At 67.5% G+C, this 19,898-nt stretch carries 21 protein-coding genes and 1 pseudogene; 10 read left to right on the forward strand and 12 right to left on the reverse strand.

The window, feature by feature from the left end; translation table 11 throughout:
- The first annotated feature begins 3 nt into the window (after positions 1–3).
- Genes AC0IZS_RS07585 through AC0IZS_RS07605 form a run of 5 tightly spaced genes read left to right on the forward strand, consistent with a single transcriptional unit; the run spans position 4 to position 3,625 of the window.
- Positions 4–549, forward strand: coding sequence for a chalcone isomerase family protein (locus tag AC0IZS_RS07585; RefSeq protein WP_471635069.1), 546 nt, complete (start codon positions 4–6; stop codon positions 547–549).
- A complete protein-coding gene (locus AC0IZS_RS07590; RefSeq protein ID WP_471635070.1) occupies positions 546–1,838 on the forward strand; it encodes an MFS transporter in 1,293 nt (430 codons plus the stop codon). Before AC0IZS_RS07585 ends, AC0IZS_RS07590 begins: the two co-directional genes overlap by 4 nt.
- Positions 1,835–2,383, forward strand: coding sequence for a DUF3833 domain-containing protein (locus tag AC0IZS_RS07595; RefSeq protein WP_471635071.1), 549 nt, complete (start codon positions 1,835–1,837; stop codon positions 2,381–2,383). Before AC0IZS_RS07590 ends, AC0IZS_RS07595 begins: the two co-directional genes overlap by 4 nt.
- A complete protein-coding gene (locus tag AC0IZS_RS07600) occupies positions 2,380–3,162 on the forward strand; it encodes an SDR family NAD(P)-dependent oxidoreductase (RefSeq protein ID WP_471635072.1) in 783 nt (260 codons plus the stop codon). Before AC0IZS_RS07595 ends, AC0IZS_RS07600 begins: the two co-directional genes overlap by 4 nt.
- Positions 3,163–3,169: 7 nt before the next feature.
- Positions 3,170–3,625 (forward strand): nuclear transport factor 2 family protein, encoded by a 456-nt coding sequence (locus tag AC0IZS_RS07605; protein WP_471635073.1) that lies wholly within the window; start codon positions 3,170–3,172, stop codon positions 3,623–3,625.
- A gap of 6 nt (positions 3,626–3,631) precedes the next feature.
- Here AC0IZS_RS07605 and AC0IZS_RS07610 read toward each other — a convergent pair whose 3' ends face one another.
- From AC0IZS_RS07610 to AC0IZS_RS07645, 8 genes are all read right to left on the reverse strand, one after another.
- Positions 3,632–4,537, reverse strand: coding sequence for a sugar phosphate isomerase/epimerase family protein (locus AC0IZS_RS07610; protein WP_471639480.1), 906 nt, complete (start codon positions 4,535–4,537; stop codon positions 3,632–3,634).
- A gap of 14 nt (positions 4,538–4,551) precedes the next feature.
- The gene (locus tag AC0IZS_RS07615) at positions 4,552–5,445 is read right to left on the reverse strand and encodes a 4-hydroxyphenylpyruvate dioxygenase (RefSeq protein ID WP_471635074.1); all 894 of its coding nucleotides are present in this window, start codon (positions 5,443–5,445) and stop codon (positions 4,552–4,554) included.
- Between the two features lie 36 nt (positions 5,446–5,481).
- Positions 5,482–6,342, reverse strand: coding sequence for a shikimate dehydrogenase (locus tag AC0IZS_RS07620; RefSeq protein ID WP_471635075.1), 861 nt, complete (start codon positions 6,340–6,342; stop codon positions 5,482–5,484).
- Positions 6,343–6,448: 106 nt separating this feature from the next.
- The gene (locus tag AC0IZS_RS07625) at positions 6,449–7,453 is read right to left on the reverse strand and encodes a TRAP transporter substrate-binding protein (protein WP_471635076.1); all 1,005 of its coding nucleotides are present in this window, start codon (positions 7,451–7,453) and stop codon (positions 6,449–6,451) included.
- A 56-nt stretch (positions 7,454–7,509) separates the two neighbouring features.
- Positions 7,510–8,790: a TRAP transporter large permease gene (locus AC0IZS_RS07630; RefSeq protein WP_471635077.1), complete on the reverse strand. Its 1,281-nt coding sequence runs from the start codon at positions 8,788–8,790 to the stop codon at positions 7,510–7,512.
- Between the two features lie 30 nt (positions 8,791–8,820).
- Complete coding sequence (locus AC0IZS_RS07635) at positions 8,821–9,396, reverse strand: TRAP transporter small permease (RefSeq protein WP_471635078.1); 576 nt, start codon at positions 9,394–9,396, stop codon at positions 8,821–8,823.
- 105 nt (positions 9,397–9,501) lie between these two features.
- Complete coding sequence (locus AC0IZS_RS07640) at positions 9,502–10,221, reverse strand: TetR/AcrR family transcriptional regulator (protein WP_471635079.1); 720 nt, start codon at positions 10,219–10,221, stop codon at positions 9,502–9,504.
- 50 nt (positions 10,222–10,271) lie between these two features.
- On the reverse strand, positions 10,272–10,886 hold the full coding sequence (locus tag AC0IZS_RS07645) for a glutathione S-transferase N-terminal domain-containing protein (protein ID WP_471635080.1): 615 nt from the start codon (positions 10,884–10,886) through the stop codon (positions 10,272–10,274).
- 273 nt (positions 10,887–11,159) lie between these two features.
- Between AC0IZS_RS07645 and purB the strand changes: the two genes are divergently transcribed.
- The gene (gene purB, locus AC0IZS_RS07650; protein WP_471635081.1) at positions 11,160–12,539 is read left to right on the forward strand and encodes an adenylosuccinate lyase; all 1,380 of its coding nucleotides are present in this window, start codon (positions 11,160–11,162) and stop codon (positions 12,537–12,539) included.
- Positions 12,540–12,713: 174 nt separating this feature from the next.
- Positions 12,714–13,274 (forward strand): YaeQ family protein, encoded by a 561-nt coding sequence (locus AC0IZS_RS07655; RefSeq protein ID WP_471635082.1) that lies wholly within the window; start codon positions 12,714–12,716, stop codon positions 13,272–13,274.
- 64 nt (positions 13,275–13,338) lie between these two features.
- On the opposite strand, the gene AC0IZS_RS07660 is transcribed toward AC0IZS_RS07655, so the two are convergent.
- The 3 genes from AC0IZS_RS07660 to ggt all read right to left on the reverse strand — a co-directional run bounded on the left by AC0IZS_RS07660 (position 13,339) and on the right by ggt (position 16,107).
- Entirely contained in the window at positions 13,339–13,644 is a 306-nt protein-coding gene (locus AC0IZS_RS07660; protein ID WP_007860757.1) for a hypothetical protein, read from the reverse strand.
- Positions 13,645–13,700: 56 nt separating this feature from the next.
- Positions 13,701–14,153: a DUF3717 domain-containing protein gene (locus AC0IZS_RS07665; protein WP_471635083.1), complete on the reverse strand. Its 453-nt coding sequence runs from the start codon at positions 14,151–14,153 to the stop codon at positions 13,701–13,703.
- Between the two features lie 88 nt (positions 14,154–14,241).
- Positions 14,242–16,107: a gamma-glutamyltransferase gene (ggt, locus tag AC0IZS_RS07670; protein WP_471635084.1), complete on the reverse strand. Its 1,866-nt coding sequence runs from the start codon at positions 16,105–16,107 to the stop codon at positions 14,242–14,244.
- A 538-nt stretch (positions 16,108–16,645) separates the two neighbouring features.
- Here ggt and AC0IZS_RS07675 point away from each other — a divergent pair.
- The 3 genes and pseudogenes from AC0IZS_RS07675 to AC0IZS_RS07685 all read left to right on the forward strand — a co-directional run.
- A pseudogene (locus AC0IZS_RS07675) lies at positions 16,646–17,356 on the forward strand (TerC family protein); the annotation flags it as partial.
- A gap of 107 nt (positions 17,357–17,463) precedes the next feature.
- The gene (locus tag AC0IZS_RS07680; protein WP_471635085.1) at positions 17,464–17,928 is read left to right on the forward strand and encodes a hypothetical protein; all 465 of its coding nucleotides are present in this window, start codon (positions 17,464–17,466) and stop codon (positions 17,926–17,928) included.
- A gap of 75 nt (positions 17,929–18,003) precedes the next feature.
- Positions 18,004–18,357, forward strand: a complete 354-nt coding sequence (locus AC0IZS_RS07685) for a phage holin family protein (RefSeq protein ID WP_471639481.1) — start codon at positions 18,004–18,006, stop codon at positions 18,355–18,357.
- Here AC0IZS_RS07685 and AC0IZS_RS07690 read toward each other — a convergent pair.
- On the reverse strand, positions 18,325–19,890 hold the full coding sequence (locus AC0IZS_RS07690) for a M48 family metalloprotease (RefSeq protein ID WP_471635086.1): 1,566 nt from the start codon (positions 19,888–19,890) through the stop codon (positions 18,325–18,327). The two genes, AC0IZS_RS07685 and AC0IZS_RS07690, sit on opposite strands and share 33 nt — an antisense overlap.
- Positions 19,891–19,898 lie beyond the last annotated feature (8 nt).

Genomic DNA, 19,898 nt, shown 5'->3' on the forward strand with positions numbered 1-19,898 from the left:
GCCATGAAGCACGCCACCGCGTTCACGCTGGCCCTGGCATTGCTCTGCCCGGGCCTCGCCCTGGCCCAGGCGCCGGCCGCAGCGCCGCTGGCCGGCCTGCGCCAGGCCGGCCAGGGCACGCTGCGCTTCCTGGGCTTTGAAATCTACAGTGCCCAGCTGTGGGTGAGCCCCGGCTTTGACGCCAGCGACTACACCGCCCAGCCCCTGGTGCTGCAGCTCGCGTACCAGCGTGATTTCACGGCCGAAGCGATTGCCGGGCGCTCCATCCAGGAAATGCGCCGCGTGGGCCGCTTCACGCCCGCCCAGGCCACACGCTGGCAACAGGCCCTGCAGGCCGCCCTGCCCGACGTGAAGGCCGGCGACCAGCTCACCGGCATCTACCAGCCCGGGGCGGGCGCCGTGTTCCAGATGGGCGGGCAGGTGGTGGGCGAGGTCCGGGACCCCGAGTTCTCGCGCCTGTTCTTCGGCATCTGGCTGTCGCCGCGCACCTCCGAGCCGGCACTGCGCCAGGCGCTGATCGCGACGCCTCCTGCCACGGGAACGCCATGACCAGCGGCACGGCGCTGCCCTGGCGGCAAGGTCTGTCTTACGGCCTGCTCGGGCTGCCGCTGGCCTTCGTGGCGCTGCCGCTGTACGTGCTGCTGCCGAACCACTATGCACGCGAGTTCGGCATGCCGCTGGCCACGCTGGGCGGCGTGTTGCTGGCCGCGCGCCTGTTCGACGCCGTCTCGGACCCGCTGCTCGGCCGCTGGGCCGACCGGTTGTTCGAGCGCTCCCCCCTGGCGGTTCTGTCCACCGGGGCGGTATCGGCGGTGGTGCTGGCCGTCGGGCTCACGGCGCTGTTCTTCCCCAGGGTGCAGGGCCAGGGCGCGCTCGCCGCCTGGGCCTTGGCCTGCCTGCTGGTCAGCTACCTGGCCTACAGCCAGCTCGGCATTGCGCACCAATCCTGGGGCGCTCGCCTGGGCGGTGACGAGCTGCAGCGCAGCCGCATCGTGGCCTGGCGCGAGGGCGCGGCCCTGGTGGGCGTGGTGCTGGCCTCGGTACTGCCGGCGTTGCTGGGCCTGCCGGTGATGCTGGGCGTGTTTGCGGCCGCCCTGGTGCTGGGCTGGCTGGCGTGGCTGCGTGCGCCCCGGCCCGCTCCGGTCGCACCACATCCCACAAACCGCGCGGACCTGTGGCGGCCCTGGGCGCGGCCCGCCTTCCGCCGCCTGCTCGCGGTGTTCGTGCTCAATGGCATCGCCAGCGCCATTCCGGCCACGCTGGTGCTGTTCTTCATCCAGGACCGGCTGCAGGCGCCGCCGGGCCAGGAGCCGATGTTCCTGGCCGCGTATTTCCTCTCTGCGGCGCTCTCGATCCCGCTGTGGCTGCGGGCGGTGGCGCGCTGGGGCCTGGCCCGCACCTGGCTGGCGGGCATGCTGCTGGCCGTGGCGGCGTTTGCCTGGACGGCGGCGCTCGGCGCAGGCGACAGCCTGCCCTTCCTCGTGGTGTGCGCCCTCTCGGGCGTGGCCCTGGGCACCGACCTCGCCCTGCCCAGCGCCCTGCTGGCCGGCGTGGTAGCGGCCGAAGGCGACAGCGGCCAGCACGAAGGCGCCTACTTCGGCTGGTGGAACTTTGCCACCAAACTCAATTTGGCGCTGGCTGCGGGCCTGGTCTTGCCCCTGCTCAGCGGGCTGGGCTACGCGCCCGGCACGCGCAGTGCCGAGGGCCTGCACACCCTCACCCTGGCCTACGCCGTGCTGCCCTGCGCCTTGAAGCTGGTGGCCGCCGCAGCGCTGTACCTGCTGATCCTGCGGCGACCCGTCGCCGCAGCCCTTCCATCCCTCCAAGGCGAACCATGATGCAGCGACGCTTGCTCCTCCTTTCGGCCGCAGCCGCGGCCGCCCCCGTGGCGCTGTCCGGTTGCGCGGGCCAGAACCTGGCCGACTATGCGGCCGAGAAGCCGGTGCTCGACCTGGCGCAGTATTTCAGTGGCGTGATCGACGCGCACGGCATGTTCCAGGACCGCAGCGGCAAGGTCGTCAAGCGCTTCACCGTGGTCATGCACTGCCAGTGGACGGGCAACCAGGGCGTGCTGGACGAGGCCTTCACCTACTCGGACGGCAGCACGGAACGGCGCATCTGGCGCCTCACGCGCGAAGCCGATGGCCGCTACACCGGCACGGCCGGCGATGTGATCGGTCAGGCCGTGGGCCAGGTGCGCGGCAACGCCTTCCGCTGGAACTACACGCTGGCCTTGCCGGTGGATGGCACGGTCTACCACGTGGACCTGGACGACTGGATGTACCTCATGGACGAGCGCGTGATGCTCAACCGCGCCACCATGCGCAAGTTCGGCGTGCGGCTGGGCGAGATCACGCTGTCCTTCACCAAGCGCCTGCCATGAGCCTCAACCCGCGCCTGCGCGACTGGCACGGCCGCCGGGCCTGGCTGGTGGGCGCCTCCAGCGGCATCGGCCGGGCGACGGCATCGGCCCTGCACGCGCGCGGCGCACAGGTCATCGTCTCGGCCCGCAGCGAGGCGGCACTCCGTGCGTTCGCCCTACAGCACGCCGGCAGCGTGGCCCTGCCGCTGGACACATCCGTGCCCGAGGCCGTCGAGGCCGCAGCCGCCCAGGTGCTCGCGGGCGGTCCACTGGACCTCGTGTGCTATTGCGCAGGCACCTACCACCACATGCGTGCCACGGAATTCGACCTGCCCGTGATGCTGCGCCACGAACAGGTGAACTACACCGGCGTGCTGCACCTGCTGGCCGCCGTGCTGCCGGACATGCTGGCCGCCGCGAAATCGGGCCGCCCTGGGCATGTGAGCCTGGTCAGCAGCGTGGCCGGCTTCCGTGGCCTGCCCCGGAGCCTGGCCTACGGCCCCACCAAGGCGGCGCTGATCAACCTGGCCGAGGCGCTGTACCTGGACCTGCACGCCCTGGGCATGGGCGTGAGCGTGATCAACCCCGGCTTCGTGGCCACGCCGCTGACCGAGGGCAACGATTTCGACATGCCCGCGCTGATCACACCCGAGGAGGCCGCCACGGCGATCCTGAAAGGCTGGGGGCAGGGGGCGTTCGACATCCACTTCCCCAAGCGCTTCACGCGCGTGATGAAAATGCTGCGCGTACTGCCTTATGGGTGGTACTTTCCGGCCATCCGCAAGTTCACCGGACTCTGAGTTCCCCATGCCACCACCGGACACCCCTGCATCCACTGAAGAAGCCGTCACCCGCGTGATCGCCTTCTTCGAGACCCTGGCTCCGGCCGACGTGGCGGCGCTGGGCCGCCTGTATGCGGCGGAGGCGCGCTTCAAGGACCCGTTCAACGAGGTGCAGGGCCTGCCCGCCATCCGGCACATCTTCGATCACATGTTCGTGGCGCTGGAGCAGCCGCGCTTTGTGGTCACCAGTCGCGTGGTGCAGGGGCAGCAATGCTTCCTGATCTGGGAGTTCCTGTTCGCCTTCCGCAACTTCCACAAGGGCACCCCACAGACCGTGCGCGGCGCCTCGCACCTGGTGTTCGACGGCCAGGGCCTGGTCACGCTGCACCGCGACTACTGGGATGCAGCGGAGGAGCTGTACGAGAAGCTGCCCGTGGTGGGCGGGTTGATGCGCTGGCTCAAGAAGCGCGCCAACAGTTGAGGTGGGTCACGTGCGATCCCGCAGGCGCAAGTGTCCAGGCAGCGGCACGGCACGCTGCAGCACCCCTTCGGCCAACCACACCGCACTGTTCCAGGCCCGCTCGGCCACGTAGGGCAGGGGCAACTGCTGGTAGTCGTCGTTGAAGACCTCAAAGCTGTAGTCGCCCCGGTAGCCCATGCCGTCCAGCATGCGCACCAGCTCGACCAGCGCCTGGCTGTGTACGCCCTCGCCCGGGAACACGCGGAAGTGCCGCGCGGTGTCGATGCGCTCCTGCACGGTGCGCGTTTCCTGCCACATGAAATCCGACAGCTGCACCAGGTAGATGCGCTCCGGGTCCACGCCCTCCAGGGCTTCGAGCGGCGTGCTGGTGGCGAACTGGTGGTACGAGTCGATGGCCAGCCCGAGGTTGGGACAGTCGGCCAATTGCACTGCGGCCCAGGCCTGGTGCACCTCGTTGATGTGCCGGCCCCAGGACAGGCCCTCGAACGCGATGCGGATGCCGTGCGGCAGCGCCAGCATGGCCAGCTTGCGCAGGTCGCGTGCAATGGCATCGGGGTCGTCCGTGGCGTGCAGCGAGGTGGAGCTGCAGGCCAGCAGCACACGGGTGCCCAGGGCGCGTGCCATGAGGATCATCTGCTGGGCGATGCCCACCTTGTAGCTGTGCAGGTGGCCCGAGAGCCCCTCGAAATCGCGCAGCACCTGGAAGCCCGTGACGCGCAGGCCGCTGCTGCGCACCGCCTGCACGGCGGCATCGATGCCCTGCGGATGGCCAACGAGGTCGCGCGCGGCCAGCATGATCTGGCCGAAGCCGGCGGCCTTCACGGCAGCCAGCTTGGCCTCCAGCGGACCGGCGAGGCTGATGGTGTCCATGCCGAAATCGGCGACGTTGCGTTGCATGGCCTGGGCGCGCATGGGAAGACCCGGTTTCATCGCGGATCGAGCACCAGCTCGAAGCTGGCACCGCCGGCATCAGCGCGCGTGAGCGCCCCCCGGGCCTCGCTGTGTACCCCCGTGGGCGACTCCACGAAGTCCACCCCCTGCGCGCGCAGGGCCGCGACCGTGGCCAGCACGTCGCCGGTGCCGAAGGCCACGCGTTGCAGCAGCTCGCCGGGGTCGGCGTCAAGCGCGTCGATCAGCGGCTCGATGAGCTGCCAGTACAGCGTGCCGCAGGGGCTGGCGAGGATGCGCCCTTGCGTCAGCACGCCGAAGTTCTGCTCGGGCGGCAGCTCGGCAAAGCCGAACAGCTCGCCATAGAAGGCGGTCCAGTCGGCCAGCCGATCGAGGCCGATGTACTGCACCAGGCCGAACAGGTGCAGGCCGTGCTGTGCGGGAGGGCGCGGGTTGACTGTGGGGATGGGAACGAAGTCGACGTCGTAGATCGAGAACTCGCGGTGCCGGTCGACGAAGTAGATGCGGCTCGTGCCCACGCCGTGGATGGCCGGGATGTTGAGCTCCATGACCTCGACCTCGGTGTGCACGGCCCAGGCGCCGAGCTCCAGCACGCGCCGGTAGGCGGCCGCGGCATTGCCAACGCGGAAAGCAATGGCGGACAGCACCGGCGCGTCGCCCGGTGCGGGAAGGTGGGCGCCTGCGCCCTCGCCCAGGTGGGCGTTGACGATGATGTTCATGCCGCCCTGGCGGTACAGCAGCACCTCGCGCGAGCGGTGGCGCGCCACGGGCTTGAAGCCCATGCGCTCCAGCGCCTGGCCCAGGGCCTGGGGACGGGCCGTGGCGTACTCGATGAACTCCACGCCCTGCAGGCCCAGGGGGTTGGGCAGGGTGCCCAGGGATTCACGGTCGGCCGTCATCGGTGTGCTCATGGGCGGGGCTCCTTGAGAAAGGGTGGACGCACCAGGTCAGCGCCTGGTGACCAGTTGGCGGAAATGCGCGTCCATGCGCGCAGGATCGGGAGCCACGCCGGTGAACAGTTCGAAAGCTCCGACCGCCTGGCCCACCGCCATGCCACCGCCGTCCGAGACGCGGCAACCCAGGGCGCGAGCGGCCTGGACCAGGGCGGTCTCCAGCGGGAAGTACACCACCTCGGACACCCACATGGCAGGGCGCAACAGGCCCACATCCAGCGGCAGGCCCGGCAGCTTGTCCATGCCGGTGGGCGTGGCGTGGATCAGCCCTGTCGCCTGCGCCATGGCAGTGGCGATGTCACTGGCCTGGGCCCGCGCGCCGTAGAGCGCACTGACATCGGCCGCCAGCTGCGCAGCGCGCTCGGGCTGGGCATCCACGATGGACAGGCGCTGCGCGCCCAGCCGCAGCACGGCATGCGCGATCGCAGCGCCGGCACCGCCGGCGCCCAGCAGCACCACCTGCGCCAGGTCGGCCTGCGGCAAGGCGCGCTGAAAACCCCAGGCCCAGCCCGACCCATCGGTGTTGTGCCCCACCAGCCGGCCGTCCTGCACCACCACGGTGTTCACGGCGCCCATGGCCCGGGCTTCCTCGGACAAGTCGTCGAGATGCGGGATCACGGCCTGCTTGCAGGGATAGGTCACGTTGCAGCCGGCATAGCCCATGATGCGTGCTGCCGACAGCAGAGTCGGCAGTTGTTCGGGCGAGGAGGCAGAGCGGTCCAGATCGATCAACTGGTAGTGCAGGCGCATGCCGTGGTGGCGCGCTTCTTCTTCGTGCAGCGCGGGCGACAGCGACTGTTGGATGCCTGCACCGATCAGCCCGATCAGTACCTTGCGGGGGCTCGTGGAAGACATGGTGGGCGGAGAAAGTGTGACCGGGGGATCAAGGAGCTGAAGGCTCATGGAATGCGTGCCTGGGTGCATTGCCGCGGCGGGTATCGCCACGGCAATGCGGGTTCACTTACTTGGTGCCACGCAGCTTGGCCAGGGTCGCATAGACCTCCTGCACCGTCTCGGCGCCGACCTTGTCGCTGTGCTTCTCGACCACGGGCTTGACCTTGGCGCGCAGCTTGTCGACCTCGGCCGGCGAGAACTCGGTGACCTGCATGCCGGCCTTCTTGAGCTCCTCCAGCGCCACGTCGGCCTGCGAGCGCGAGACGCTGCGCTGGAAGGTGGTGGCCTCGGCCATGGCTTCGGTCACGGCCTTCTGGTCCGCGGGGTTCAGGCTGTCCCAGAACTTCTTGGAGACGATGACGGCCTGGGGGTTGTACATGTGGCGCGTGATCGTGAGGTGCTTTTGCACCTCGGCGAACTTGGACGAGAGGATGGTCGAGAACGGGTTCTCCTGGCCGTCCACCGCCTTTTGCTCCATGGCGGTGTAGAGCTCGGGGAAAGGCATGGGCACGGCATTGGCGCCCAGGGCATTGAACATGTCGATGTAGATCGGCGACTGGATCACGCGGATCTTGAGGCCGGCGATGTCCTCGGCCTTGGTGATGGGCTTCTTGCTGTTGGTCAGGTTGCGAAAACCGAGTTCCCAGTAGCCCAGGCCCACCAGGTTCTTGGCCTGCAGCTTGTCGAGCAGCTTCTTGCCGAAGGGGCCGTCGGTCACGGCGTCGGCCTCCTGCGGCGAGGCGAACAGGAAGGGGAAGTCGTAGATGCCGAATTCCTTGGACTGGGCCGAGAGGATGCCGGCGTTGAGCACGGTCATCTCCACCGTGCCACCCTGCAGCGCCGAGACGGTCTGCAGGTCACCGCCCAGCGTGCCACCGGGGAAGAGCTTGACCGCGATGCGGCCATTGGTCTTGGCGGCCACGAGGTCGGCAAACTTCTGCGCACCCTGGGCCTGCGGGTGCTCCTTCTGGTTCTGGAAGGCGAACTTGATGGTGCGCTCCTGGGCGTGGGCGCCGGACAGCAGCGACGCAGCGACCAGGGCCGTGGCCAGCAGGGTCTTCACGAGGTTCATGATGAAAGTCTCCTTGGTGTAGTGGGTAGCAGAACGGAACGACGACGGTGAATGTTTCAGCCGGTGAGCCAGCGCAGCGGCACCATGACGATGGAGGGGAACACCACCAGCAGGAACATCACGAAGAACTGGGCCAGCATGAAAGGCAGCACGCCCCGCGTGACCTGGTCCATGGAGATGCGCCCCACCCCGGCCACGACGTTGAGCACCGTGCCCACCGGCGGCGTGATCAGCCCGATGGCGTTGTTGATGATGAACAGCACGCCGAAGTACACGGGGTCGATGCCGGCGGCCTTGACCACCGGCATCAGCACCGGGGTCAGGATCAGGATGGTGGGCGTCATGTCCATCGCCGTGCCCACCACCATCACCAGCACCATGATGGCCACCAGCAGCAGCGTCTGGTTGCCCATGAAGGGCTCCAGCATGCCGATGACCTTGGTGGGCAGGTCGGCCACAGTGATCAGCCAGGCCGAGACCATGGCGGCAGCCACCAGGAACATCACGATGGCGCTGGTGCGGGCCGAGGCCTGGAAGATCCCTGCCAGCTGGCGCACGCCGATCTCGCGGTAGACGAACATCGCCACCAGCAGGGCATACACGGCCGCGACCACGGCCGCCTCGGTCGGGGTGAACACGCCCATGCGCAAACCCACCAGGATGATGAGCGGCAGGCCCAGGGCCCAGACGGCTTCGCGCAGCGCCTTGAGCAGTTCGGTGCGAGAAGCCTTGGGCGGTGGCTGCACCTTCTCGTTGCGCACCAGCCACCACCAGGTGACCGCGAGCGACAGGCCCAGCAGCAGGCCAGGCACGATGCCCGCGAGGAACAGCTTGCTGATGGACACGTTGGCGGCCACGCCGAAGATCACGAAGCCGATGGAAGGCGGGATGACCGGGGCGATGATGCCGGCCGATGCGATCAGACCGGCCGAGCGGGCCTTGTCGTGCCCGGCAGCGACCATCATCGGCAGCAGCAGCGAGGCGAGGGCCGCGGCATCGGCGACGGCAGAGCCCGAGACAGCGGCCAGCAGCACGGCGGCCATGATGGTCACGTAGCCCAGGCCGCCGGGCATGTGGCCCACCAGGGCCAGCGCCAGCTTGACGATGCGCCGCGACAGGCCGCCGACATTCATGATCTCGCCAGCCAGCATGAAGAAGGGCACCGCCAGCAGGGGAAAGCTGTCGGCACCATTGATGACGTTCTGCGCCAGGATCTGCGCGTCGAACAGGTCCAGGTGCCACATCAGCGCAGCGCCGCTGAGCAGCAGCGCATAGGCGATGGGAATGCCGATCGCCATGGCGAGCAGCAGGGAGCCGAGGAAGATGGCGACGGTCATGGGCGGGTGTCCTGAGGGCGGCGCGGTGGATCAGGGATGCTTGGCAGCTGCAGGCGCATCGCCCGCGTTGCGCTGGGCCAGCGCGGACAGTTCCTCGCTCTCCTGCACCATGACCAGGTTCTGTTCGGACAGCGGTGTCAACAGCGTGCGCAGCAGGTCGCGCAGCAGAATGGCGATGCCCGAGGCGCCCATGAGCACGCCGCTGGCATAGAAGATGGCCACCGATGCGCCGGTGACGGGGGCCTCGGTCTCCCAGTTGATCAGCATCTGCGCCCAGCTGCCCGACAGCAGCAGCCAGGAAACGAAAATCATCGCCACCTGCGCCAGCGCCAGGCAGGCGCGCTTGCCGGCGGGCGGCAGGCGCGAAACCAGCATGTCGGTGCCCAGGTGGCCGTGCTCGCGCAGCGCCACGATGGAGCCCATGAAGGTGAGCCACACGAACAGCCAACGCGAGAGCTCTTCGGAGACGGTGATGCCCGAGTTGAGCGCATAGCGCGCCACCACGTTGCCGAAGACCAGCACCACCATCAGGGCCAGGCACAGGCCTCCCAGCATGTCGAGCAGCCGGGTGTATCGCCCCAGCAGGCGGTCGGTCCATTCCAGCATCGCTAGTCTCCGGTCGTTGTGATGGAGATTTTGTACGAACTGGTTAGTATTTAATCTGAGTACAAACCCTGATCGCCGCCGCCGGGGTGTGCTTGCCGCGAAAGCTCAGGGGCGCAGGAAGCGCACGATCATCTCGACGATGGAGTCGCGCCGCTCGGCCATGGCGGCGGGCGCATCGAGCGTGCGCTTGAAGATGGCGCCAAAGGTGTGCCGGTTGGACACGTTGAAGAAGCACAGTGCCGAGATCGACATGTGCAAATCGACCGGGTCCACGTCGGGGCGAAAGACCCCGGCGGCCACGCCGCGCTGGTAGACCTTGTGTACCGCATGGATGACCGGGATGTTGAGTTCCTGGATGGTCGTGGAGCGGCTGATGTACTCGCCCCGGTGCATGTTCTCGTTCATCACCAGGCGGATGAAGTCGGGATTGGCCAACTGGTAGTCGAAGGTGAAGCCGACCAGGGTGCGCAGGGCCTGCTCGGGCGCCAGGTCTTCCAGGTGCAGGTCCGATTCGATCTGCCGGATGCGGCGGTAGGCTTCTTCGAGCACCCGCACATACAAGCCTTCCTTGCTACCGAAATAGTAGTAGATCATGCGCTTGCTGGTGCTGGTGAGCGCCGCGATCTCATCGATGCGGGCACCGGCCAGGCCCTTGTCCGCGAACTCTGCCGTGGCCACCTGCAGGATGTTGGCCATCGTGCGGTCGGGGTCGTTCACGCGCACGCGCTCGGCCCCGGGCGTGGCCGCAGCCTCGCGCGCAGCGCGCTGCCGTGCCGGCCGGCTGTCGCCGGCAGAAGGCGAAGGATTTTGAACCGTTTCGTCCATATGCACCAAGCATACGGCAAGGGCCGGCCTCGCCGGCACCTCCGGCGCGATCAGGAGGGCTTGGTGTCCGCGAAGCTCGGGCGCAGCATGAGCTTGTCCAGCAGCTTGCCCAGGTTGGGGTACTCGCTGCGCCAGGCGATGTCGGGAAAGCGGAATTCGAGCCAGCCCAGGGCGCAGCCCACGGCGATGTCCGACAGGCTCAGGTGGATGCCGCTGCAGTAGGGCTTGTCGCCCAGGCCCTGGCTCATGGACTTGAGGCTGTCGTTGACCTTGCGCATCTGGCGGTCGATCCAGGCCTGGCTGCGCTCGCTGTCCTTGCGGTGGGCCCAGGTGGCTTCGAGGCGGGCGAGGATGGCGGCGTCCACCACACCGTCGGCCAATGCTTCCCAGGTCTTGACCTCGGCACGCTCACGGCCCTGGCTGGGGATGAGCTTGCCCACGGGGGACAGCGTGTCCAGGTACTCGACGATCACGCGCGAGTCGAAGACAGCCTCGCCACCTTCCATCACCAGGCAGGGCACCTTGCCCAGCGGGTTGGAGGCGGCAATGGTCGTGTCGTCGGCCCAGACGTTTTCCTGCACGAACTGGTAGTCGAGCTTCTTCTCGGCCATGACAACGCGCACCTTGCGTACATAAGGGCTGGCGGAGGCTCCGATCAATTTCATGGCGAGATTTCTTCCAGTGCGCGGGGTGCGTGACAACGGTACGGGTACGCGACCGATTCTATCGGCTGGCGCCCCAGGCACCGGGCCGGCATGCCCCCGCAAATGGGTGACAAAGGCCCCGGCGGCGCCCGCACACAGGCCAACGGCCGGTGGGCGGGCGCATTTGGTGCGGATTTGCAACACTTGCATCCACGGGCCCATGTCACCAGCCGGACGGCCCTCCAATGGCCCGGATCGGGGTTTTCCCGCGCGTGGCGCCTACAATCCGGGTCCATGAGCCTGTCCACCATCACCGCCCTGTCGCCGCTCGACGGCCGCTATTCCAACAAACTCGCCGCGCTGCGCCCGATCATGAGCGAGCACGGCTACATGCACCGGCGTGTGCAGGTGGAAGTGGCGTGGTTCATCGCGCTGTCGGACGCGGGCTTTGCCGAGTTCAAGCCGCTGACCACCGGCGCGCGCGCCTACCTGCTGGGCCTGGTGAAGAATTTCTCGGAAGCCGATTCGGCCGCCATCAAGGACATCGAGAAGACCACCAACCACGACGTGAAGGCCGTGGAATACTGGATCAAGAGCAAGTTCGAGGCGCGCCCCGAACTGGAGAAAGCCGCCGAGTTCGTTCACTTTGCCTGCACCAGCGAAGACATCAACAACACCAGCCATGCGCTGCAGTTGCGCTCAGGCCGCGACCAGGTCGTGCTGCCGGGGCTGGACCGGGTGGTGCTCAAGCTGCGCGAGATGGCGCACGCCTATGCCGACGTACCCATGCTCAGCCGCACACATGGCCAGACCGCGAGCCCCACCACGGTGGGCAAGGAAATGGCCAACGTGGTGGTGCGCCTGCAGACGGCCTGCGACCGCATTGCGGGCGTGAAGATCCTGGGCAAGATGAATGGCGCCGTAGGCAACTACAACGCCCACATGTCCGCCTGGCCCGATTTCGACTGGGAGGCCTTCAGCAAGAAGGTCATCGAAACACCCGAACCGCTGGGCCTGGGTCTGACCTTCCAGCCCTACAGCATCCAGATCGAGCCGCACGACTACATGGCCGAGCTGTTCGATGCCGTGGCACGTGCCAACACCATCCTCGTGGACCTGTCGCGCGACATCTGGGGCTATGTGAGCCTGGGCTACTTCAAGCAGCGCCTGAAGGCCGGTGAGATCGGCTCCAGCACCATGCCGCACAAGGTCAACCCCATCGACTTCGAGAACGCCGAAGGCAACCTGGGCCTGGCCAACGCGCTGCTGCGCCACCTGTCAGAGAAGCTGCCCGTCAGCCGCTGGCAGCGTGACCTGACCGACAGCACGGTGCTGCGCAACATGGGCGTGGCGCTGGGCTATGCCGCGCTGGCCTACGCCTCGCTGCTGACGGGTCTGAACAAGCTCGAACTCAACCAGGAAGCACTGGCCGAGGACCTGGACGCCTCCTGGGAAGTGCTGGCCGAGCCCATCCAGACGGTGATGCGCCGATTTGGCGTGCAGGGCGCGTACGAAAAGCTCAAGGAAGTCACGCGCGGCAAGACGGTGACGGCCGAGGCGCTGCACGGTCTGATCGAGTCGCTGGAAATCCCGCAGGCCGAGAAGGACCGGTTGCTGGCGATGACGCCGGGCAGCTACACCGGCAAGGCCGCCGCCCTCGCCCGTCGGGCCTGAGCGGTTTCTGCCGCAAGCCCCGTGAACCCGGGGCTGCGCGCATCGACCCGGGCCCGGCACGCTCGCGACGAAAATCACCTGCGCTCTGTGGCGCATGGTGATTTCCTTTTTTCACGGCCTCTGTTGCCTGCACACGGGCATGGGCAGCGGTCAATTGTTGTTCAGTGAGACCGCATGGCCATCAAATCCACCATCTTCAAGGCGAATCTGCAGATCGCCGACATCGACCACAGCTATTACGCGGACCACGCGCTGACGCTGGCGCGGCACCCGAGCGAGACCGACGAGCGCATGATGGTGCGCCTGGCGGCGCTGGCCATCCACGCGCACGACCTCAACGACATCTGCAATGGCGACGGAACCTTGGCCTTTGGCGCCGGGCTGTCGGACCCGGACGATCCGGACGCGTCGCTGACCGATTTCACGGGCAGGAAGCGCGTCTGGATCGAGGTCGGCCAGCCCGAAGACAAACCGCTGACCAAGGCCTGCAGCAAGGCCGACAGCGTCGTGGTGTACTGCTTCAACCACGCCGCCGAGATCTGGTGGAAGGGCATCGAGACCAAGCTCTCGCGCCTGGAGAAACTGCAGGTCTGGCGCATCCCGACCGAGGCCTCGCAGGCCCTGGCGGCCCTGGCCGAGCGCAGCATGCAGTTGCAGGCCACGGTCCAGGAAAACGCACTGACCCTGAGCAGCAACCTGGGCAGCGTGGTCGTGGAACCGGTGCGCTGGAAGTAGGCCGCCGGCGCAGCTCAGGAACCGCAGGCCCCGTTGCCACACATGGCGCTCGTGCGGGGTCCGGTCAATCCAGCGGCATGAGGGCCCCGCAGTGCCAGCACTGCTCGAAGCCCCCCTCCACCGTTTCACCGCAACGGCACACCCAATGGCGCTGCGGAATGTTCTGCAAATCGTCGAGCAGGGTGCGCGCGCGGCTGGCGTGCTCGTCGTATTCGAGCCAGATCTCGGGCAGGCACTGGTCGGGCGGCAGGTGGCCGGCGGCAGCGCCCAGGTACTGGCGCTGCACCGATGCGGTCATGCCGGCCTCGCACAGAATGTCGGCCCAGAGCGTGGCAATCGCGATGTTGGGGGCCTGGGTCAGTCGCAGCATGGCCCCACCATACCGGTTTGGCCGCGCGACGTACAGTGGTACCAGCGACCTGGCGCTCAGGCTTGTGCCACCGACACCTGCCGTGGTCCAGCCGACGGCCCTTCTGCGGCCCGCTCGGAATAGCGGTTGAAGCGCCAGGCAGAGTGCTCGAGCGTGATGCGGCGCCACACGCTGCGCTTTTCGGCAGGCGTGTAGGCGAGCCAGTGCTGCACCTCGTCGAAGCTGCGGCCACAGCCCTTGCACTGGTCGTCGCCCTGGCTGGTGGAGCAGATGGCGATGCAGGGGGTGTCGGGCGTGGTTTCGTACCAGCCCTGCCAGGCCGCCAGCGCATCCTGGGGGAAGTCCGTTGCATCGATCTCGTCCGCGTGCCGGTAGACCATCAGCGCGTACACCTTGGCCAGGGCACGGGTGGCAGGCGCCAGGGTGAAGCCGTCGGGCGAGGGCGAGCGTTCGCGCCAGTGGTTGATGGCGGCTTCGATGTCGGTGATGTGGATGCGGGAAGAGGGCATGTCGAAAAAAAAGGCCCCCGCCAGCTTTCTGCCCGGCGGGGGCCCGGAGGATAACCGGCATTGCCCGGCATGCGGGCAAGGGGGTTACTCAGTTGTTGCCCAGGGCAATGCCCTCGCGCCGCGGATCAGCACCGCCGGCGTAAGTACCCGCTGCGGGGTTGCGCGAGAGCAGGCCGGTGCTGCCGTTGGCGCGCACGCCGTTGAACACCACGCCGTGCAGGCCGCTGGCAAAGGTGTCCGTCTGCGCCACGGTGTGGCCGCGCGCCCGGAGGCCGTCGCGGATGGCAGCCGTGTCGATGACCGAGCCCTTCTCGATCGAGGTGGTGGCATTGGTCTGCGCGCCGAAGTTGGGCAGGTTGATGGCCTGCTGCACGTTCAGTCCCCAGTCGGTCATGCCCAGGATGCTCTTGGCGGTGTACTGGATGATGGCGCTGCCGCCGGGCGAGCCAATGGCCCCTTCGAAGTCGCCGGTGGCGGCATTGAAGATGATGGTCGGCGCCATGGAGCTGCGTGGCCGCTTGCCGGGCTGCACGCTGTTGGCGATGGCCTTGCCGGCCGAGTCGGTGGCGGTGAACGAGAAGTCGGTGAGCTGGTTGTTCAGCAGGAAGCCACGCACCATCTGCAGGCTGCCGAAGCCGTTCTCGATGGTGGTGGTCATCGACACGGCATTGCCCGAGGCATCGACGATGGACAGGTGGGTGGTCGAGGGCAGGTTCAGCGAACTGTCGGCCCCGCGTGCGGCGACCACGCCGGGCGGCGTGCCGGCGACGGGCGTGCCGATGCTGCGCTGCATGTCGATCAGGCGCGCACGGCCCTTGAGGTAGTCGGCATTGATCATGCCGGCCTGGGGTACGGCCACGAAATCGGGATCGGCCACGTACAGGGCGCGGTCGGCATAGGCCAGGCGGTAGGCCTCGGAGACCACATGCACCGAGTCGAGCGTGTTGGGCTTCATCGCGGCCAGGTCGAAGCTTTCGAGCATGCCCAGGGTCTGCAGCACGGCGATGCCGCCCGAGCTCGGTGCGGGCATGCCGCAGACACGGTATTTGGTGCGGTAGACGCCACACACGGGTTCACGCACCTTGGCGGTGTAGTTGTTCAGGTCGGCCAGCGCCAGCTTGCCGGGATTGGTCGGATGGCCCGTGACCTTGGCCACGATGTCGGCGGCGATGGCGCCCTTGTAGAAGGCATCGGCACCGCCCGCCGCGATGGTGCGCAGGGTGGCAGCCAGTTCGGGGTTCTTGAGCAGGGTGCCGGTGGGTTTGGCCGTGCCGTCGGCCCGGAGGAAGTAGCTGGCACCCGGTTCGCCCTGGGCCTTGATGCGCGCGGCCGAGCCGGCGATGGAGACGCTCATGCGCTCGGAGATTGCAAAGCCGTCTTCGCTGAGCTTGATGGCGGGATCGAACAGGTCCTTCCAGGGCAGCTTGCCGTGCGCCTTGTGCGCGGCTTCGAGCATGCGCAAAACACCGGGTGTGCCGACCGACAGGCCACCGTCCACAGCGGTCAGGAAGGCCAGCGGGTTGCCGTCGGCCCCGATGAACAGGTTGGGCGTGGCAGCCAGGGGCGCGGTCTCGCGGCCGTCATAGGCCAGCAGCCGGTTGGTGCCCTTGTCGAAGTGCAGCATGAAGGCACCACCGCCAATGCCCGACGATTGCGGCTCCACCAGGTTGAGCACCATCTGCACAGCGATGGCCGCATCGATGGCGCTGCCACCCTTGGCCAGGATGGCGGTGCCGGTCTGCACGGCCAGCGGGTTGGCTGCGGCGACCATGTCCTTGTTGGCGTAGGCAATGGTCTTGGGCGTGTAGCCCGAGGGCGGCTCGGGTGGCACGTACTGCTCCACGGGCTCGGCGATGGGGCTGTCGTTGCTGCCTCCGCAGGCAGCCAGGGCGGCCACGGCGGCTGCGCTGAGCAGGGCGAGCTGCCAGCGGCGCCCGGTGGTGGAGATGGTCATGGGTCTCGGTCCTCGATCCAGTGGGAAAGGCGGGGGATGCAGCCTGCGGGGTGGTGCAGATGCATGGCGAAACACATGATAGTCACGGTTTTGTCACACCGTAAAGGCAAAAAAAGGCCAATCGAAATGCGTGGCGGCATGTGCTCGTTATCCCTTGGGTGCAAGCCGGCCGCGCTCTGCGGGGCTTGCGTTCACGGCCGGGCGATGGTCCAATTGCGGCTTCGAAGGGGAGTAGCTCCCGTCACGCACCCGCACTGCGCCCACCGGGCACAGCCATCGCGTGGCATCGGACCTGTCGTCAATACGAAGCGAAACACCGCTTCCGGCAGGCCGGGTTCAGCGCGCATGAAGGGCGCTGGGCCGAGCAAGACCTTTGATGGGCCCTCTGTGGGCTGATCAAGGCCGCCCTCCCGATTCGACGCCCCGCGCAACGCGGGCAAGCCCTTGATCCTCCGACCGCAGGCCCTCTATCCCCAGGATGGACTTGGCGCTACATTGGCGCCAGGCCCTCTTTTTGCCTACTGATATTGAGGAATTTATGGACTTTTTGGCTTCGCCCGAATTCTGGCTCGCGCTGGGACAGATCATCATCATCGACATCCTGCTGGGTGGCGACAATGCGGTGGTCATTGCCCTGGCCTGCCGCAAGTTGCCCCCGGCCCAGCGTACCAAGGGCATCATCTGGGGTACGGCAGGCGCCATCATCCTGCGCGTGATCCTGATCGCCTTCGCAATGACCTTGCTGGCGCTGCCATTCCTCAAGTTCGTGGGCGCCGTCCTGCTCGTGTGGATCGGCGTCAAGCTGCTGGCACCCGATGAGGACGGACACGGCGACGTGCAAGGCAGCGACAAGTTGCTGGCCGCCATCAAGACCATCATCGTGGCCGACCTGGTGATGAGCGTGGACAACGTGATCGCCATCGCCGGCGCCGCGCAGAACGCGGGCGAGCACCAGTTCCTGCTGGTGGTGCTGGGCCTTCTGATTTCGATCCCGATCATCGTCTGGGGCAGCCAACTGGTCATCAAGCTGATGGAACGCTTCCCGTTCATCATCACGCTGGGTGGCATGCTGCTGGGCTGGATCGCCGGTGGCATGCTGGTGACCGACCCGGTCTTCTCCAATCCTGACAAGTGGCAGTGGATGCTCAAGATTCCGCAGACCGACGTGATCCGCTATGGTGCGAGCGTGGCAGGTGCCCTGCTGGTACTGGCGCTTGGCAAGATGATCCTGGCACGCCGTGCTGCTGCCGCCCCCCGGTTGGACACGGTTGAGCGGCCTTCAATGACCCATGGGCTGACCGCGGAGCGCTCGCCGAGCGCCTCGGATGGCGGCCCCCGAACAGGGAGCTTACGCATATGGACAAAGTCATCGTGTACGTGGACGACGCAGCCCATGCGCAGCAGATTCTCGCGCCCCTGTTTGCGCGCGGTTCGGCTGCCAATACGCACTGGGTGCTGGTGGCGTGCGCGCCACGCATGACCCATCGCATCAGCAAGTGGGTGAGCCACAGCGCACGCGAGAACTGGCGCGCCAAGTGGGCCGACAAGCTGTTCGCACAGGTGGTGCCCAGCCTCAGGGCCCACCCCGATCGCGTCACCACGGTGCTGGCCAAAGGCCCGCTGCCGGAGTTGACGGACAAGCTGCAGGCCGACATGGGCAGCACCAAGGCCCAGGTGGTGGACGCACGCCGCCCCAAGCTGGATGTGGCGGCCCCCGATACCGGCGCCACGGTGCCGGCCGGCGGGCGCTGGTCGCTGCCAGGCACGCTGAGCAGCCTGTTTGCCAGCGTGGGCTTGCTGATGGTGCTGGGCACCGAGTAAGCCGCTTGCAGGCACGGGGGCCGGCCCGCCGGTGCCCCTCCTCTTGCCACAGGCCAGTGCTATCCTGTGGCCATGATCCGACTTCTTCTGAAATGGCTGCTCAGCGCTGCATCGCTGCTGTTCGTGGCCTATGTCTACAGCGGTGTGGTGGTGCAGAGCTTTCCGTCGGCGCTGATCGCAGCCTTCGTGATCGGCCTGTTCAATGTGGTTCTGCGCCCCATCCTCGTGGTGCTGACCCTGCCCGTGACCATCGTGACGATCGGGCTGTTCCTTTTCGTCATCAACGCGCTCATGTTCTGGGCCGCGGCCAGCGTGCTCGACGGCTTCCAGGTCACGGGCTTTGCTGCCGCGCTGATCGGCTCGCTGATCTATTCGCTCTTGGGCGTGGTGATCGAATCAGCGCTCGGCGGTCTGTTCACGAAGCAGTGATTCCACGGCCTTGAGCCGGGTGTCGATGATGGACGCCTCGAAGTGGTCTGCCGACGTGCCACTGCGCCGGGCCAGGTCCTGCCCGGCCTTGAAACGGTCCACCGCCGCGGCATAGTCGTAGCGCGTGGCGTGCGCTTCGGCCTCGGCGCGGACGGCGCGCAGCGGCTGGCCGTTGGCCTGCCACACCGTGGCCAGCAATTGCCATACGGTGGCATCCCGCGGGTGGTTGGCGATCCAGGTCTGCAGCGCACCGGCCACCTCGCCCGAGCGCCCGGCCTTGAGCAGTGCGCGGGTGCGCAGCAGCAACTCCGGCCGGTGCTCGTTGGCCCCGGCGGGCAGCGCGGCCAGGGCCGCGTCGGCATCGCCGGCGGACAGTTCGATTTCTGCCTTGAGCAGTTGCGCCAGCCGCTGGGCTGCAATGTCGCCACGGACCTGCGCCTCCAGCAACGCCCAGGTCGTGCGTGCCGCCTTGGCATCGCGCAACTGGCTGCTGCCCAGGGCCGCTGCGTAGAGGACGGCGGCCTTGCGCGGCGCGCTCTGGCTGGCAAAGCCGGTGCTGCCCGGTTCGGCGATCCACTGGCGCTGGGTGTCCACCCCGGGATTGGAGAGCACCCGCGCCCGCGCGGAGGCCATGGCGTGCTCCTGCGTGGAGGCGGGCACGGGCTGCTGTGCCTTGCCCGGCGGCAGGCGCGACTGCATGTCGGCCATGCGCTGCGTGGTCAGCGGGTGGCTGCGCAGGTAGGGCCAGGAGCCGTTGTCGTTGATGCGGTTGGCCTGCTGCAGCTTGTCGAACATGCTCACGAAGCCCTGTGGAGCGAACCCTGCGGGCTCCATCAGCCCGTAGCCGACACGGTCGGCTTCGCGCTCCATGTCGCGCGAGAAATTGAGCTGCGTCTGCATGGCCAACGCTTGCCCTCCCACCACCATGGCCTGCGCGGCACCCGGGTTCTTGCTGGCCGCCAGGGCCCCGAGGATCATGGCGCCCAGGAGCAGAGGCGTCTGCTTGCTCTGCTGCGCAATCAGCCGCGAGATGTGGCGCTGCGTGACGTGGCTGAGCTCATGCGCCAGCACCGAGGCCAGTTCATCGCGCGAGGTCACCACGCCGATCAGACCCAGGTGCACACCCAGGTAGCCCCCCGGCAGCGCAAAGGCGTTCACCGAGCGGTCGCGCCCGAGCAGAATCTCCCACGCAAAGCGCTCGTCCAGCTCCGGCGAGAGTTCACCGCGCTTGCGCGCAGCATCCATCAGGGGCAGCCACAGGCTCTGGACATACTCGGACAGCACGGCATCGTCGATATAGTCCGGGTCGCGGTACAACTCGCGGATGATGCGGTCGCCCAGGCGCCGCTCGCCGCTTGTGGTGAGTTCGCTGCCGTCGCCCAGGGTGGGGAGCTGCGCATGGGCGGAGCGCCCGGGAAGAAGAAAAAGAAAGGCCGCACTGGCCAGCGCGAGCACCACGGGTGCCAGCGCCGCGCGCACGCGCGCACGCTCAACTACGTCAGGGAGGGCTGCCCTGCTTGGGATTTTCCGCATGGACCGTA

This window comes from Acidovorax sp. AC410, assembly GCF_979253235.1.

Excerpts from the sequence above, each read along its gene's own strand:
- AC0IZS_RS07585 (WP_471635069.1), top strand. The coding sequence starts at position 4 with ATGAAGCACGCCACCGCGTTCACGCTGGCCCTGGCATTGCTCTGCCCG.
- AC0IZS_RS07590 (WP_471635070.1), top strand. The coding sequence starts at position 546 with ATGACCAGCGGCACGGCGCTGCCCTGGCGGCAAGGTCTGTCTTACGGC.
- AC0IZS_RS07595 (WP_471635071.1), top strand. The coding sequence starts at position 1,835 with ATGATGCAGCGACGCTTGCTCCTCCTTTCGGCCGCAGCCGCGGCCGCC.
- AC0IZS_RS07600 (WP_471635072.1), top strand. The coding sequence starts at position 2,380 with ATGAGCCTCAACCCGCGCCTGCGCGACTGGCACGGCCGCCGGGCCTGG.
- AC0IZS_RS07605 (WP_471635073.1), top strand. The coding sequence starts at position 3,170 with ATGCCACCACCGGACACCCCTGCATCCACTGAAGAAGCCGTCACCCGC.
- AC0IZS_RS07610 (WP_471639480.1), bottom strand. The coding sequence starts at position 4,537 with ATGCGCGCCCAGGCCATGCAACGCAACGTCGCCGATTTCGGCATGGAC.
- AC0IZS_RS07615 (WP_471635074.1), bottom strand. The coding sequence starts at position 5,445 with ATGAGCACACCGATGACGGCCGACCGTGAATCCCTGGGCACCCTGCCC.
- AC0IZS_RS07620 (WP_471635075.1), bottom strand. The coding sequence starts at position 6,342 with ATGTCTTCCACGAGCCCCCGCAAGGTACTGATCGGGCTGATCGGTGCA.
- AC0IZS_RS07625 (WP_471635076.1), bottom strand. The coding sequence starts at position 7,453 with ATGAACCTCGTGAAGACCCTGCTGGCCACGGCCCTGGTCGCTGCGTCG.
- AC0IZS_RS07630 (WP_471635077.1), bottom strand. The coding sequence starts at position 8,790 with ATGACCGTCGCCATCTTCCTCGGCTCCCTGCTGCTCGCCATGGCGATC.
- AC0IZS_RS07635 (WP_471635078.1), bottom strand. The coding sequence starts at position 9,396 with ATGCTGGAATGGACCGACCGCCTGCTGGGGCGATACACCCGGCTGCTC.
- AC0IZS_RS07640 (WP_471635079.1), bottom strand. The coding sequence starts at position 10,221 with ATGGACGAAACGGTTCAAAATCCTTCGCCTTCTGCCGGCGACAGCCGG.
- AC0IZS_RS07645 (WP_471635080.1), bottom strand. The coding sequence starts at position 10,886 with ATGAAATTGATCGGAGCCTCCGCCAGCCCTTATGTACGCAAGGTGCGC.
- purB (WP_471635081.1), top strand. The coding sequence starts at position 11,160 with ATGAGCCTGTCCACCATCACCGCCCTGTCGCCGCTCGACGGCCGCTAT.
- AC0IZS_RS07655 (WP_471635082.1), top strand. The coding sequence starts at position 12,714 with ATGGCCATCAAATCCACCATCTTCAAGGCGAATCTGCAGATCGCCGAC.
- AC0IZS_RS07660 (WP_007860757.1), bottom strand. The coding sequence starts at position 13,644 with ATGCTGCGACTGACCCAGGCCCCCAACATCGCGATTGCCACGCTCTGG.
- AC0IZS_RS07665 (WP_471635083.1), bottom strand. The coding sequence starts at position 14,153 with ATGCCCTCTTCCCGCATCCACATCACCGACATCGAAGCCGCCATCAAC.
- ggt (WP_471635084.1), bottom strand. The coding sequence starts at position 16,107 with ATGACCATCTCCACCACCGGGCGCCGCTGGCAGCTCGCCCTGCTCAGC.
- AC0IZS_RS07680 (WP_471635085.1), top strand. The coding sequence starts at position 17,464 with ATGGACAAAGTCATCGTGTACGTGGACGACGCAGCCCATGCGCAGCAG.
- AC0IZS_RS07690 (WP_471635086.1), bottom strand. The coding sequence starts at position 19,890 with ATGCGGAAAATCCCAAGCAGGGCAGCCCTCCCTGACGTAGTTGAGCGT.